Annotated in this window: 16 protein-coding genes; 7 read left to right on the top strand and 9 right to left on the bottom strand. The window is 62.9% G+C overall.

The window, feature by feature from the left end:
- Positions 1-213 precede the first annotated feature (213 nt).
- Genes H926_RS33660 through H926_RS0119820 form a run of 3 tightly spaced genes read left to right on the top strand, consistent with a single transcriptional unit; the run spans position 214 to position 1,420 of the window.
- Positions 214-354: a hypothetical protein gene (locus H926_RS33660; protein ID WP_022677842.1), complete on the top strand. Its 141-nt coding sequence runs from the start codon at positions 214-216 to the stop codon at positions 352-354.
- Positions 355-386: 32 nt separating this feature from the next.
- Complete coding sequence (trxC, locus tag H926_RS0119825; RefSeq protein ID WP_022677841.1) at positions 387-809, top strand: thioredoxin TrxC; 423 nt, start codon at positions 387-389, stop codon at positions 807-809.
- Positions 806-1,420: a class I SAM-dependent methyltransferase gene (locus tag H926_RS0119820; protein WP_231627720.1), complete on the top strand. Its 615-nt coding sequence runs from the start codon at positions 806-808 to the stop codon at positions 1,418-1,420. The genes trxC and H926_RS0119820 overlap by 4 nt, the downstream gene beginning before the upstream one ends.
- On the opposite strand, the gene H926_RS0119815 is transcribed toward H926_RS0119820, so the two are convergent.
- The 5 genes from H926_RS0119815 to H926_RS0119795 all read right to left on the bottom strand — a co-directional run bounded on the left by H926_RS0119815 (position 1,417) and on the right by H926_RS0119795 (position 5,431).
- Entirely contained in the window at positions 1,417-1,851 is a 435-nt protein-coding gene (locus H926_RS0119815; RefSeq protein ID WP_237741116.1) for an isoprenylcysteine carboxylmethyltransferase family protein, read from the bottom strand. The two genes, H926_RS0119820 and H926_RS0119815, sit on opposite strands and share 4 nt — an antisense overlap.
- A 171-nt stretch (positions 1,852-2,022) precedes the next feature.
- Positions 2,023-2,499, bottom strand: coding sequence for a DsrE family protein (locus tag H926_RS0119810; protein ID WP_028658266.1), 477 nt, complete (start codon positions 2,497-2,499; stop codon positions 2,023-2,025).
- A gap of 87 nt (positions 2,500-2,586) precedes the next feature.
- The gene (gene cydX / locus H926_RS31945; protein WP_022677837.1) at positions 2,587-2,697 is read right to left on the bottom strand and encodes a cytochrome bd-I oxidase subunit CydX; all 111 of its coding nucleotides are present in this window, start codon (positions 2,695-2,697) and stop codon (positions 2,587-2,589) included.
- 11 nt (positions 2,698-2,708) lie between these two features.
- Complete coding sequence (cydB, locus tag H926_RS0119800; RefSeq protein WP_022677836.1) at positions 2,709-3,857, bottom strand: cytochrome d ubiquinol oxidase subunit II; 1,149 nt, start codon at positions 3,855-3,857, stop codon at positions 2,709-2,711.
- 11 nt (positions 3,858-3,868) lie between these two features.
- Entirely contained in the window at positions 3,869-5,431 is a 1,563-nt protein-coding gene (locus tag H926_RS0119795; protein ID WP_022677835.1) for a cytochrome ubiquinol oxidase subunit I, read from the bottom strand.
- A gap of 118 nt (positions 5,432-5,549) precedes the next feature.
- Here H926_RS0119795 and H926_RS0119790 point away from each other — a divergent pair, with 118 nt between their 5' ends.
- Positions 5,550-5,828 carry a hypothetical protein gene (locus H926_RS0119790; protein WP_022677834.1) on the top strand — a complete coding sequence of 93 codons (279 nt, stop codon included), beginning with the start codon at positions 5,550-5,552 and terminating at the stop codon, positions 5,826-5,828.
- A gap of 193 nt (positions 5,829-6,021) precedes the next feature.
- Here the strand turns inward: H926_RS0119790 and H926_RS0119785 are convergent, their stop codons facing one another.
- The 4 genes from H926_RS0119785 to H926_RS0119770 form a co-directional block, all read right to left on the bottom strand.
- Positions 6,022-6,354, bottom strand: coding sequence for a helix-turn-helix transcriptional regulator (locus tag H926_RS0119785; RefSeq protein WP_022677833.1), 333 nt, complete (start codon positions 6,352-6,354; stop codon positions 6,022-6,024).
- Positions 6,351-9,551, bottom strand: coding sequence for an efflux RND transporter permease subunit (locus H926_RS0119780; protein WP_022677832.1), 3,201 nt, complete (start codon positions 9,549-9,551; stop codon positions 6,351-6,353). Before H926_RS0119780 ends, H926_RS0119785 begins: the two co-directional genes overlap by 4 nt.
- A complete protein-coding gene (locus H926_RS0119775; RefSeq protein ID WP_022677831.1) occupies positions 9,548-10,444 on the bottom strand; it encodes an efflux RND transporter periplasmic adaptor subunit in 897 nt (298 codons plus the stop codon). Before H926_RS0119775 ends, H926_RS0119780 begins: the two co-directional genes overlap by 4 nt.
- 200 nt (positions 10,445-10,644) lie before the next feature.
- Positions 10,645-10,983, bottom strand: coding sequence for a rhodanese-like domain-containing protein (locus tag H926_RS0119770; RefSeq protein WP_022677830.1), 339 nt, complete (start codon positions 10,981-10,983; stop codon positions 10,645-10,647).
- Positions 10,984-11,140: 157 nt separating this feature from the next.
- On the opposite strand from H926_RS0119770, the gene H926_RS0119765 reads away from it, so the two are divergent.
- The 3 genes from H926_RS0119765 to H926_RS29140 form a co-directional block, all read left to right on the top strand.
- Positions 11,141-12,451, top strand: a complete 1,311-nt coding sequence (locus H926_RS0119765; protein WP_022677829.1) for an NAD(P)/FAD-dependent oxidoreductase — start codon at positions 11,141-11,143, stop codon at positions 12,449-12,451.
- Positions 12,451-12,654 carry a DUF2892 domain-containing protein gene (locus tag H926_RS0119760; protein ID WP_022677828.1) on the top strand — a complete coding sequence of 68 codons (204 nt, stop codon included), beginning with the start codon at positions 12,451-12,453 and terminating at the stop codon, positions 12,652-12,654. Before H926_RS0119765 ends, H926_RS0119760 begins: the two co-directional genes overlap by 1 nt.
- Before the next feature lie 11 nt (positions 12,655-12,665).
- A partial coding sequence (locus H926_RS29140) for a TolC family protein (protein WP_022677827.1) occupies positions 12,666-13,364 on the top strand: 699 nt, incomplete at its 3' end.

Raw genomic sequence — 13,364 nt, 5'->3', positions numbered from 1 at the left:
ACATTTCAGGGGAGCACGTCAACCGCCACCGCCTTGCGATTCCGCCGCAGGAAGTGGCCCCGATCGAGACCTTTCTGCAATCGCTGACCGATCAGCGGTTTCTGGCCAATCCCGACTTCGCCTTGCCGAAATCGGCATGCGGCAAGGCGCTTTGACGCAGCATCGGCCGCGCCGTTGCGGGCCTTATCGGCCGGTTTGCCATCCTGCGCCGAAATGCACGGTCACCGCGAAGCGCAGCACATTGGCGGTACGGTGCTGGGCATATGGGCCTCGCGCCGACTGTCGGGGGCCAACGGCATGCTCAACACTATCTTCGCCTCTGGCATTGTGGTGGTCGCGCTCTACATGCTGTAGCGTAGCTAGACCGCACTTTCGGGAGGACAGGCATGAGCGAGATCGTGATTTGCCCGCATTGCGGCGGCGCCAACCGCGTGGCACGCGAAAGGCTCAGCGATGGACCCAACTGTGGCAAATGCCATATGGCTCTGTTCACCCGCTACCCCCTGCCTGTTAACGCCGCCAGCTTTGCTGCGCATGTGGGCAAGGGAACGCTGCCCGTGTTGGTCGATTTCTGGGCGCCATGGTGTGGCCCATGCCGCGCGATGGCCCCGGCGTTTGAACAGGCCGCCGGGATGCTGGAGCCCACCATGCGCCTGCTGAAGGTCGATACCGAGGCCGAACAAGCATTGGGCGCGGCGCACCGCATCCAGTCGATCCCCACCCTGATGCTGCTGGCGGGCGGGCGTGAGGTGAAACGGATTTCGGGCGCCATGGATGCGCGCCGCATCGTGGAATGGGCTCGCGGATGATGGATCACGCAAGTCACTGGAACGGCCGCTTCGCCGGGAAAGATTACTTGTTCGGCACAGAGCCCAACGTGTTCCTGACGCAGCAGGCCGCGCGCCTGCCTGCAATGGGCAACGTGCTGTGCGTGGCCGATGGAGAGGGGCGCAATGGCGTCTGGTTGGCAGCCCAAGGCCATCACGTCACCAGCATCGACATTGCCGAGGCGGGCCTCGCCAAAGCGCGCAAGCTGGCGCAGGAACGAGGGGTATCGCTCGGCCTGCAACAGGCCGATCTTGCCGCATGGGACTGGCCCGAAGACGGCTTCGACGCAGTGGTGGCGATCTTCATCCAGTTCGCTGACCCGGCCCTGCGCGCCCGGATCTTTGCCGGAATGCAGCGGGCAACCCGTCCCGGCGGCCTGATCCTGCTGCAAGGCTATCGGCCCGAACAGATCGCCTATGACACGGGCGGACCAAGCTTGCCTGACAATCTCTACAACGAGGACATGCTGCGCGAAGCCTTCGCCGGATGGGACATCAAGCATCTGGCCGTCCATGACAGCGTCATCGAGGAAGGTCCGGGACACAGCGGCATGTCGGCGCTCATCGATCTCGTGGCGCGTAAACCGGCCTAAAACAGGCTCGGGAAAAAGCGCGGCGTGATCGCGCGGTAGCGGCTGTAAGCTTCGCCATAGCGCGCCAACAGGCGGCGCTCTTCAAAATGGCTGCCCACAGCCAGATATAGACTGGCCCAAATCGCCGTGGCCAAGGCAAGTTCGTGATCCACTCTGCCCCACAGCAGCAGCAAGGCGGCGGTATAGAGCGGATGACGCATATGGCGATGCAGGCCAGCGACCGCCAGATCCTGCGCGGCATCCTCCTCGCCGCGCAGTTGTGCCCAACCGACAAATGGCCCCAGACGATAGGCCCGCAAAGCAAACAGACCCAGCACCAACCCGCAGACAACCATTCCCCAGCGCAAACTGGTCAGCCACAATGGCTGGGCAAAGGGTTGATTGCCCTGTGCCAACCATCGGCCCAGCCCCAAGACCACCACGATCTGCACGAAAGCCAGCGCATTGTAGGCAAGTCTATGCCCCCGCCCGAACAGACGACCCATACCATGCGAAGGCCCAGCCCCCGCCGTCAGGCTGTGGCATAGGGCAAAACCCGCCCAAGCACCCGCATACAGGATGTGATCTGCAAGGGTCATGACAGCTCAAGGATTCATGACCGCTCATGGATGGAGATAGACATAGCCCTTGCCCTGCAAACGCGCGATTTCAGCAACCCCGCTGGGAACGACATCATCAGGCTTCACACCATAAAGGTCCGCAGGGGTCAGCTTCATCCCCTGCATCGTATTGTTGCAGACCAGGAAGCGCACGCCCTTGGCCCGCAGCTCATCGACGGCTTTGGCAAGCTCGGCATCCTCCTTGGCCATCACGAAAAGCTTTACCCCGGCTGCAAAGTTGACAACACGGATTTCAACTTTGCCGTCCGTGGCGGCAATATGCGCGCCGATATGGCGCAACAGGCGGTTGAAATAGGCTTTGTCATCCGGCCAACCACCATCGTTCTGGTAGACCACCTTTTGAAAGACATAATAGGGCTGTTCCGCGACAGCATGCCGCCCCTTGGCGAAAGTGAGGGCTGGAAAGGCCAATCCTGCTGCGACCAAGGCCAAGGAACAGATCCTGGAAATTGCGCTCATCCCGCACCTCCTTCCAATTCCAAACCAAAGCGGCGCCGACGGGAAGGGTCGGCGCCGCTGTGTCCTGACCTGCTTAACCGTGAAGGTTCAGACCGCAGGATCCTCGTCTATCGGCGAATTGAATTCGTGCCACAGCCCGTTGATGATGCCAAAGCCCACCGCAAGGCCCAAACCCAGCACCCATGTAAAATACCACATGGAAGTTCCTTTCAGTAAAAGTCGGGGTTGGTCTGGACATCACGCAGAGTGATCCGCCCGCCCAGCATCTTCATCACCCAGGCCGTATAGCCCAGCACCATCGGCAGGAAGATCACCGTCACAATCAGCATGATGAACAAAGTCATATGGCTGGACGAGGCATTCCAAACGGTCAGGCTGGAGCGCGGGTCAATCGAGGACGGCAGGATGAAGGGAAACATCGACAGGCCCACCGTGGCGATGATGCCGGTAGTGGCCAGCGCGGTGCCGATGAGGTTCAGCGCACCGGATCGTTTGACGATACCCACCAGTGCAACCAATGGCCCGAGCAGCCCCAAGACCGGCGCCAGCACCATCCACGGATGCCCGCTGTAATTGGCCAACCATCCACCGGGCGCAGCGACGCTGGCCGACATCAGCGGGTTTGACGGGCCTTGGGTATTAACAGCCCCCGTCAGCGCCAGCCCCATGCCGCCTTTGGCCACCATCACCCCGCCGATCAGGAACAGTGCGATGCTGGCCAGCGCCGCGATACGGGCGATGGCGCGGGTGCGGGTCAGCACAACCCCCTCCTCGATCTTCACCGCCAGCCAGCCCGCACCATGCAGCGCCAGCATCGCCACCGAGAGCAGCCCGGTGAGCAGCGTAAAGGGCGTGAACAGACCAAGCAGCGTGCCCTCATAGGTCATGCGCAGATCGCTATCGAAGCGGAAGGGCGCGCCAACCAGCACATTTCCCACCGCCACACCGAATACCAACGCCGGCACGAAACCGCCCACGAACAGGGCCCAATCCCAGCGGTTGCGCCATGCGGCATCGGCATGCTTCGAACGATACTTGAACGCCACCGGCCGCAGGATCAGCGCCGCCAGAACGAGAAACATCGCAAGGTAGAAGCCGGAAAAGCTCACCGCATAGACGAACGGCCATGCCGCAAAAATCGCGCCGCCACCAAGGATGAACCACACCTGATGGCCCTCCCAGTGCGGGGCGATGGCGTTGATGACCAGCCGGCGTTCTTGATCGGTACGCGCGACGAAGGGCAGCAAAGCCCCAACGCCAAGGTCATAGCCATCGGTCAGCGCAAAGCCGATCAGCAGCACGCCCAAAAGCGCCCACCAGATTACCCGCAGCGTTTCATAATCGAGAGGGATATGCATATCCTGTCCCCTTATTCGGCGGGTAGCGGGGCAAAGCCCTGCGCCTGCGCGGTAAGCTCGTGGTGCTCGATCGGCCCCTTGCGGATCGCGGCGATCATCAGGCGGATCTCGATCACGGCCAGCGTGCCATACAGCGCGGTGAAGCCGAAAATCGTCGCCCACACCTGCGGCACGGTCAGCGAGGAGGCACCAAGGAAGGTGGGCAGCACGCCGTCCACCGCCCAGGGCTGACGCCCGATTTCGGCCAGCACCCAGCCCGATTCTATCGCGATCCACGGCAGCGGGAGCATCACCACCGCCAGTTTTAGGAACCAGCGCTTTGAGAACTGGCAGGCCGAGGCGCAATAGAAGGCCATGCCGAAGAAGGCGATAAAGCCAAAGCCCAATGCCGCCATCCCCCGGAACAGGAAGAACATCACCGGCACATTGGGCACAGTGTCCCACGCCGCTTTCAGGATCAGCTGGTCATCCGCCTTGCGCGGATCGGCGACATAGCGTTTGAGCAGCATGGCGTAACCGATGTCACGCTTATGCGCCTCAAAGGCAGCGCGGGCAGGCCCATCGGCGCGGTCAACCTTCAGCTTTTCCACCGCATCATAGGCGATGATGCCGCTGTGGATGCGCTCGTCTGCGCGCAGCACCAGTTCCTCGATCCCGTCGATCTTGCCGGTCAGGCTACGCGTGCCAATGATGCCCATGACATAGGGCAACTTGATCGCGCCATGCGTGGTGCGCGCCGCCACATCGGGCAAGCCCACCAGCGTGATGGCGGCCGGGGCCGCTTCGGTTTCCCACATGGCTTCAATCGAGGCCAGTTTCATCTTCTGGTTGTCGGTCAGCGCATAACCGCTTTCATCACCCAGCACGACCACCGACAGCGCCGAGGCCAACCCGAAGGCCGAGGCCACCATCATCGAACGGCGAGCAATATTGGTGTATTTGCCACGCAGCAGATAAAGCGCCGAAACACCCATCACGAAGGTCGCCGCGCAGACATAGCCCGCGCTGACGGTGTGCACGAATTTGGCCTGCGCCACCGGATTGAACAGCACCGCCGAAAAATCGGTCACTTCCATCCGCATGGTTTCGGGGTTGAACGTGGCGCCGACCGGGTTCTGCATCCAGCCATTGGCAATCAGGATCCACAGCGCCGAAAGGTTGGTGCCCAGCGCGACCAGAAAGGTGACCATCAAGTGCTGTACCCGGCCCAGGCGATCCCAGCCGAAGAACATCACGCCGACCATGGTCGCTTCGAGGAAGAAGGCCATCAGCCCTTCAATCGCCAGCGGGGCACCGAAAATATCCCCAACGTAGTGAGCGTAATAGGCCCAGTTGGTGCCGAACTCGAACTCCATGGTCAGGCCCGTTGCCACGCCCAACACGAAGTTGATGCCAAACAGCTTGCCCCAGAACCGCGTGATCACCCGCCAGATTGGGCGCTTGGTGATCACATAGATGCTCTCCATGATGACCAGCATGAAAGAGAGGCCGAGCGTCAAAGGCACGAAAAGAAAATGGTACATGGCTGTCAGTGCAAACTGCAGCCGGGATAACTCAACAACCGCCATATCCATCGGACATGCCCCCCTTGGTAAGGCTGCGCATTCCGCACAACACCGGCAATGGCAGGCGACACACACGCGTAGACTCGCTTGCTAATTGCAGATATTTCTAATATTATTGATTTGTAATATGGTCAAGTCCCTTTCCCTCGCTCGCTCCGTCCAGGGCGCCCGCTACGGCGAGCGGATGCGGGGCCACCGCGCCGCGCCGTTTGCGCGGTCTGATCTGCGCATGGAGCTATTGGCCCACATCGCCAAGCCGACACTGGCGGGGCCACTGCCTTTGCGCCGCGGCGAGATGGCTGCCTGCTTGGGACGCGATGTCGATCTGCTGGAAGCGTACCCGATGGATTGGATCAATGGCTGGGCGATGGGGCGCAGCTGTCTCGCGGGCAAAGACGGCGCGTAGCCTTTGCGCGGGCTTTGCTGGCCGGGCACCCATGGCTGGTGCTGCATCAACCGAGCGAAGGACGGACGCCGCAACCGAAAGCCGCCTTGTGCAAAGGCTTGGCGCGTAGCTGGATGAGACAGGGACGGGGCTAATCTTGATCAGCTACCGCCTAGCCTTGGCCAATCAGACGATCAGTCTTTAACCGAAACCTTCAGCAGGCCTTGGCGTGCATACCAACAGTGCCCGCATCGCATAGCGCGCACATGGCGTGGATCACACCCGAAACGACGGGATCGCTCAGGCTGTACCAGCGTACCTGCGCGTCGATGCGCACATTCACCGCACCTTCGGCGCGCAACATGGCCAGGTGCTGCGAAACGGCGGACTGCGAAAGGCCCGTCATCGCCACCAGCTCGCTCACGCTGACCTCACCTTCGTCCATGCGGCACAGCATCAACAGGCGCTCGGGATGACTCATGAGCTTGAGCCGCGCCGCCATATGCGTAGCGTTCGATTTCAATTCGGAAAGGTCAGTGAGCTTCATAGTGCCTCTCCAGATAAGGCAATCCCGTCATCCCGCAAGACCACGTAGATGGCGGGAATGACCAGAAGGGTGAGCAACGTGGAGGAAGCCAGCCCGAACAGCAGAGAAATGGCCAGCCCCTGAAAGATCGGATCGGTGAGGATAACACTTGCGCCGATCATGGCGGCAGCGGCGGTCAGCGCGATGGGTTTGACGCGAATACGCCCGGCCTCGATCAACACATCGCGCAGCGATTTGCCGGGCGTGGCAGTATGGCGGATGAAATCGACCAACAGGATCGAGTTGCGCACGATGATCCCGGCCAGCGCGATGAAGCCAATCATGCTGGTGGCGGTAAACGGCGCGCCAAACAGCATATGGCCCAAGACAATGCCGATCAGCGTCAGCGGCACGGGCGTGAGAATCACCAGCGGCAGTTTGAAGCTGCCAAACTGCCCCACCACCAGCACATAGATCGCCAGCAGCGCCACCATGAAGGCTCCGCCCATGTCGCGGAAGGTGACCCAGGTGATCTCCCATTCGCCATCCCACAGGATCGATGTGTGGCTTTCGTCGTCGGGCTGGCCGTGCATCAGGATAGTCGGTTTCGTGAGCCCATGGCCCACCCAGTCATAGGCCTCCACTGCCTTGTCCACCGCCAGCAGGCCATAGATCGGCGCCTCGTAGCGGCCCGCCATGTCGGCCATCACCATGGTGGCGCCCCGCCCGTCGCGGCGGAAGATCGCCTGCCCGCCAGATTGGGCCTTGGCATCAACCAGTTCACCAAGGCTGAGCAACTGCCCCGCGGGCGTGGCCGCCACAGGCGTCGCCGCCAGCGCGCCCGACCAACTCCGCTGCGATTGATCGAGGCCGATCTCCACCGGCAGCGGTTCACGATCGGCGCCGCGCGGCACATACGCGAGGGTTTGCCGCCCCATCAGCGCACCGATGCTGTCGAGCACCTGGCTCTCTGCCAAGCCATAGTGATCCAGCTTGTCGCGATCAGGCACCAGTCGCAGCGTTGGGCGGGCCACGCCGAACGAGTTGTCGGTATCGACGATGAAGGGCACGGACTTGAAAATCTGTTCGAGCACCAGCGCGGTTTTCTGCCGTGTCGCCTCGTCAGGTCCGTAGACCTCTGCCAGCAAGGTCGCCAGCACCGGCGGCCCCGGCGGCGTTTCCACCACCTTGATCACGCCACCGGCAGGCAGTGCCAGCGCCCGCAACCGTTCACGTAGATCAACGGCAATGGCATGGCTCGACCGGCTGCGATCGCCTTTAGCGGCGAGGCTGACCATGACATCGCCCTGATTGGGCTGGCTGCGCAGGAAATAATGGCGCACGAGGCCATTGAAGTTGAACGGCGCCGCCGTACCTGCATAGGCTTCCATCGCGCTCACTTCGGGGATCTGGCGCGCAATGGCGCTGGCCTGCTCCAGAATGCGCGAGGTTTCCTCCAGCGAAGTGCCTTCGGGCATATCAGCCACCAGTTGCACTTCACTCTTGTTGTCAAACGGCAGCAGCTTGACCGTCACCGCCTTGAAATAGAACATCGAGCAGGCCACCAAAGTGGCAACGCCCACGCCGATCAGAAAGCGCTTGGCGCTGGCCCGCGTGGCGATCACGCGCTTGGCATAGCGGGCATAGAGCGCGCCGAGCTTGCCGCCATCCTCGCCCGCATGGCCTTGGGCGAGCGCACCCCGCGCAAAGCGGATCATCAGCCAGGGCGCGATCACCACCGCAACAAAGAAGCTGAACACCATCGCCGCCGAGGCATTGATCGGGATCGGCGCCATGTAAGGCCCCATCAACCCCGAGACGAACAGCATCGGCAGCAAGGCGGCCACCACCGTCAAGGTCGCGATAATCGTGGGATTGCCCACCTCGGCTACGGCCTCGATAGCGGCCTGCTGGCGACTGCGACCATCGTTCATGCCCCAGTGCCGGGCGATGTTCTCGATCATCACGATGGCGTCATCGACCAGAATGCCGATCGAAAAGATGAGCGCGAACAGCGATACGCGATTGATCGAGAAGCCCATGATCCGCGAGGCGAACATGGTGAGCATGATGGTGGTGGGAATGACAATCGCCGTCACCCCCGCCTCGCGCCAACCGATGGCGAAGCCGATCAGGATGACGATGGACACTGTCGCCAAAGCCAGATGGAAGATCAGTTCATTGGCCTTGTCATTGGCCGTTTCGCCATAGTCGCGCGTGACATTGACCGAAACGCTGGCCGGAATCAGCCCGCCCTTCAACGCCTCGACCCGTGCCACTACACCTTGAGAAACAGTGACGGCATTGGCCCCGTTGCGCTTGGCAATGGCGATGGAGACAGCAGGCGCTTGTCGCCATCCGCTGCCATCCTTGCTCCAGCGCCAGCTGCGCGCCTGATCCTGCGCGCCGCCTTGCTCAACCTGTGCAACATCGCCCAGAAGCACCGGCGCGCCGCTTGCAGAGCGCACTGTCAGCCGGCGCACCTCATCCACACTGGCGAAAGGCGCGCCTGCGCTCACGGCCAGCGCTGCCCCACCCTCGCGGACCGAGCCGGCGGGGAAGCTGCGGCCACCCTGACGGATGACATCAATGACGCTAGAGAGCGGCACACGCGCCGCCGCCAGCCTTGCCGGATCGGGGACAACGCGGATCGCCTCGCGCTGTCCCCCGGTGATGAAGGTCAAGCCCACATCGTCCACCTTGGCCACTTCCGTGCGCAGCTTGCTAGCCAGCGTGTAAAGGCTGCGTTCGTCCCAGCCCGGTCCTTTGGGGGTGAGCGTCAAGACCACGATGGGCACGTCGCTGATGCCGCGCACGGTGATCTGCGGGGGCTGGACGCCGGCAGGGATCTTGTCGATGTTCGCCTTGATCTTCTCGTCCACACGGGTGGCGGCCGCTTCAGGGTCTTGGCCCACATTGAACCGGGCCGTCACCATCACGCCATTGTCTTGGGCCTGGGTGTAGGCATGCTCGACGCCGTCGATGCTCTTGACGATCTGCTCGAGCGGCTTGCCTGCCAGTTCTACGCTGTCCGCCGCCGAAAGGCCGGGCGCAGCAACGCGAATGTCGACCATCGGCACCTTGATCTGCGGCTCTTCCTCGCGCGGAATGGTAATCGTGGCGATCAGCCCGACAAGGATCGCCGCCAGCAGGAACAGTGGCGTCAGGGGCGAGGCAATGGTGGCACGCGTGATGCGCCCGGAAATGCCTAGATTCATGAGGCGCCTCCCACGAGCACGTCGCCGGCATTGACGCCCGAGAGGATTTCGACACTCTTGGCATCTGCGGCGGGCGATGTCTGCACGGGCACTTGCATTACCCCGCCAGATTTTGTCGCAACCTGCACATAGTCGAGACCGTAGCGCGTGACGATGAAAGCGCGGGGCACGATGATCCCGCGATGGATTCCAGCCGCCAACTGCGCCGCCATGCGCCGCCCGATCAGGCTCGAATCCAGCCCGGCCATGGCGACATCCGCACTGACCTGCCCAGCGGTCACCGCCGGATAGATGCGCGTCACGCTACCCTCGCCGCTCATCCCATCGACGCGCACCCGCGCGCCCGGTTTCACCTTGGCCGCCAGGCCTTCTGGCAGATCGAGCCGCAGCACCACCGGGCCGGAGGTGACCACCGCCACCACCATCCCTGGCACCACCGGCGATCCGGCCGGCACATCCGCGCGCAACACGCGGCCGTTGGCTGGCGCGACCACCGCACCATTGCCCGCCATCGCGCGAATGCTGGCCTGCTGGGCATGGGCGGCCCGTGTCTGGGCCGCGGCGGCGCTGGCGCCTGCCTCGGCCTGCTCCAGACGCGCCTTGGCATAGACGCCATTGGCGGCCAGGAACTTCACGCGATCCAGCTCGGCCTTGGCCTGTGCGGCCTGCGCCTGTGCGGCGGCAGCTTGGGCGCCATAAGCGGCGGATTGATAGGTGAGCTGACTGTCGGCAATCCGGCCGATGACCTGGCCCTGCCGCACCATATCGCCGGCGCGCACAGACAGGCTGGGCAGCAGGCCGGGAATGCGCGCCAGCACTTGCGCCTGATCCTGGCTGGTCACCTCGGCAGACACGCTTTGCCAGTCGGGCGTATCGCTGGCAGTTACGGTCAAGCGTGGCCCGTTCGCCGACACTCCCGCGTCAGGCACAGGTTTGTCCTGCCCACAGCCCTGAAGTGTTGCCGCCATGAGCGCAACACCCAAGGCCCCGACCGTCAAACCCCGGCCCTGCATGCCTTTCACCCACCAGTGGCATCTAACCATTGTCATCTCCCGTACCCACGCCCGATGCGCCCGATCCTGCGCGCCTGCACTCAGCGCTCGACCGGCAATCCAGCCTTGGCCCAGGCGCCAAAACCGCCAGCCAGATGGGTGTCGACACTGGCTTGCGCAGCCGCGCATTTGTCGAGCGCCATGCCCGACCGCTTGCCACCGAGGCAGGTCAGGACAAGTTGCCTGGCGCCGGGCGCGGGCAGCTTGCTGGGCTGAAAAGTGGACAGCGGCATGTTGATCGAGCCGGGAATGTGCCCGCTCGCGAACTCGTCCACCTCGCGCACATCGACGACGAGAACCTGATTCGCGGCAACCATGCCCGCCAGTTCCTGCGGCCCAACCTCCCGGTGTTTTGCCGACTTTCCAAAGCCAAAGACCATGATTCGCTCTCCCATTCCGCAGCGTATGAAGACGCGTGAAAAACACCACTTGCTTATATTGCTTAATTGTCATATTAGTCAAGTGCGATTGAAGCGGATGCCGAGTCCCCATCGGTCAGAAAGCCAAGGGGCCGCATGTCTCTGGGAGAGCTAATCCATGTCCAAGCCTGCAAACGCATTGCCCCGCATCCTTGTGCTGGGCGCTGGTCTCGGCGGTACCATCGCCGCCTACGAGATCCGAGATGCTACCAAAGGCCGCGCAGAGGTGTCCGTGGTGTCGGACAGTGACGATTACTGGTTCGTGCCGAGCAACCCATGGGTGGCAGTGCGGTGGCGCGAGATCGACGCGATCCGCGTGTCGCTGCCGCCGGTCATGGCCAAGAAGGGCATCACTTTTACCAGCGTTGGTGCCGCCCGCGTCCATCCAGCCGAAAACCGCGTGGAACTGCGCGACGGCACCAGCATGTCTTATGACTATCTGGTGATCGCCACGGGGCCTGAACTGGCATTTGATGAGATTCCCGGATTTGGCCCCGATGGCCACACGGTTTCGGTCTGCCGGACCGACCATGCGGCACATGCCGCCGACGTGTTTGACGAATTCTGCAAAAGCCCAAAGGCGATCGTGGTGGGCGCGGCGCAAGGCGCTTCATGTTTCGGTCCGGCCTACGAATTCGCGCTCATCCTCGATACCGAGCTACGCCGCCGCAAAATCCGCGACCAGGTGCCGATGACTTTCGTCACCAGCGAGCCCTATATCGGCCACCTCGGCCTCGACGGCGTGGGTGACACCAAGGGCCTGCTGGAAAGCCAGTTGCGCGAGCGGCACATCAAGTGGGTGACCAACGCCCGCGTCACCAGCATCGATGACGGCATGGCCCATGTCGAGGAAGTGGGGGAGGATGGCGCGGTCAAGAAGGCGCATGATCTACCGTTCGGCTTCTCGATGCTGCTGCCCGCCTTCCGCGGCATCAAGGCCGTGTATGGCATCGAAGGGCTGACCAATCCGCGCGGGTTCATCCTGGCCGACAAGCACCAGCGCAACCCCAATTTCAAGAACGTCTACTCGCTGGGCGTTTGCGTGGCGATCCCGCCGCTGGGACCGACGCCGGTTCCTGTGGGCGTGCCCAAGACCGGCTTCATGATCGAGAGCATGGTGACGGCCGTGGCCCACAATATCGCCGCCGAACTTGATGGGCGTGAGCCGAATGAAGTGCCGAGCTGGAACGCGGTGTGCCTTGCCGATTTCGGCGACGGAGGCGTTGCCTTTGTGGCCCAGCCCCAGATCCCGCCGCGTAACGTCAATTGGTCGTCTCATGGCAAATGGGTTCACCTCGCCAAGGTCGGCTTTGAAAAATACTTCCTCAAGAAGGTCCGCTCGGGCGTCAGCGAGCCCTTCTATGAAAAGCTCGCGCTGCAAATGCTGGGTATCAACAAGCTGAAAGAAACCACCAAGGAGGATGTGTGATGAGCCTTGATTCCGCTGTGATGCGCTTTGCCGGGGCAGTTGTTTTGGGCAGCGCCTTGGCCGCCCAGTTCGTGAACCCTGCATGGATTTACCTCACCATGTTTGCCGGGGCCAACATGCTCCAAGCCAGTGTGACGGGCTTTTGTCCCGCCGCCATCCTGTTCCGCGCGCTGGGCGTTAAGCCGGGCTGCGCGTTCAAATAAGGGCTGATGCCATGCGTCATCTGATCATGCTGTTGCCCTTGTTGGTGGCCTCGCCCGCCTTTGCCGAAGGGCAGGATCTGAATGCCACCATCGCTGATGCCTTGGCGCACGCTCCTGTCCTGGCCGAGGCCCAGGCGGGCGAAGCGCAGGCACAAGCAAGGCTCGACGGCGCCAAGGCACAGGGCAACCCGATGCTCAGCGTCGAAGGACAGATTGGCGCCGGGCGCATCGACGATGGTGGCTTCTTTGGCTTTACCGCCAGCAATGTCACGCCGCTGGCGCTGCGAGCAGGCGCGGAAATGCCACTCTATGCCGGCGGGCGGGTGGCTGCGGCGATGGACCAGGCGCGTGGGGGGCAGGCGATCGCCACGCTGGCGTTGGCTGATGCACGGTCGCGGGTGATCGTGGGCGCGGTGGCTGCGCATGCTGAGGTATTGGCAGCGCGCCGGATCGAGACACGCTTTCAGCAAATGGCCACCGAACTGGCCGAAGTCGAGCGGCAAGCCCGCTTGCGATTTCAAGCCGGCGAAATCCCCGCCTCGGATCTTGCCGCTGCCACCGCCCGCCGGGCCGAGGGCGAAGCTGGCCTAGCTGCCGCGCAGGGCCGCCGCGTGACCGCAGAGGCCCAATATGTCCGCCTGACCGGCCATGAAGCGGGCGCGCTCGCCCCCTTGCCAGCGCTGCCCGCCACCCCGCCCAGCCTGGACGAG

It is taken from the genome of Novosphingobium sp. B-7 (assembly GCF_000410615.1).
Lineage (GTDB): Bacteria > Pseudomonadota > Alphaproteobacteria > Sphingomonadales > Sphingomonadaceae > Novosphingobium > Novosphingobium capsulatum.
The sequence above is the reverse complement of the archived record's forward strand: the minus strand, read 5'-3'. Positions and strand labels throughout refer to the sequence as shown.

Bases quoted from the DNA above. Each gene is read 5' to 3' on its own strand.
- H926_RS33660 (WP_022677842.1), top strand. From the start codon at position 214: ATGCACGGTCACCGCGAAGCGCAGCACATTGGCGGTACGGTGCTGGGC.
- trxC (WP_022677841.1), top strand. From the start codon at position 387: ATGAGCGAGATCGTGATTTGCCCGCATTGCGGCGGCGCCAACCGCGTG.
- H926_RS0119820 (WP_231627720.1), top strand. From the start codon at position 806: ATGATGGATCACGCAAGTCACTGGAACGGCCGCTTCGCCGGGAAAGAT.
- H926_RS0119810 (WP_028658266.1), bottom strand. From the start codon at position 2,499: ATGAGCGCAATTTCCAGGATCTGTTCCTTGGCCTTGGTCGCAGCAGGA.
- cydX (WP_022677837.1), bottom strand. From the start codon at position 2,697: ATGTGGTATTTTACATGGGTGCTGGGTTTGGGCCTTGCGGTGGGCTTT.
- cydB (WP_022677836.1), bottom strand. From the start codon at position 3,857: ATGCATATCCCTCTCGATTATGAAACGCTGCGGGTAATCTGGTGGGCG.
- H926_RS0119795 (WP_022677835.1), bottom strand. From the start codon at position 5,431: ATGGATATGGCGGTTGTTGAGTTATCCCGGCTGCAGTTTGCACTGACA.
- H926_RS0119790 (WP_022677834.1), top strand. From the start codon at position 5,550: ATGGTCAAGTCCCTTTCCCTCGCTCGCTCCGTCCAGGGCGCCCGCTAC.
- H926_RS0119785 (WP_022677833.1), bottom strand. From the start codon at position 6,354: ATGAAGCTCACTGACCTTTCCGAATTGAAATCGAACGCTACGCATATG.
- H926_RS0119780 (WP_022677832.1), bottom strand. From the start codon at position 9,551: ATGAATCTAGGCATTTCCGGGCGCATCACGCGTGCCACCATTGCCTCG.
- H926_RS0119770 (WP_022677830.1), bottom strand. From the start codon at position 10,983: ATGGTCTTTGGCTTTGGAAAGTCGGCAAAACACCGGGAGGTTGGGCCG.
- H926_RS0119765 (WP_022677829.1), top strand. From the start codon at position 11,141: ATGTCCAAGCCTGCAAACGCATTGCCCCGCATCCTTGTGCTGGGCGCT.
- H926_RS0119760 (WP_022677828.1), top strand. From the start codon at position 12,451: ATGAGCCTTGATTCCGCTGTGATGCGCTTTGCCGGGGCAGTTGTTTTG.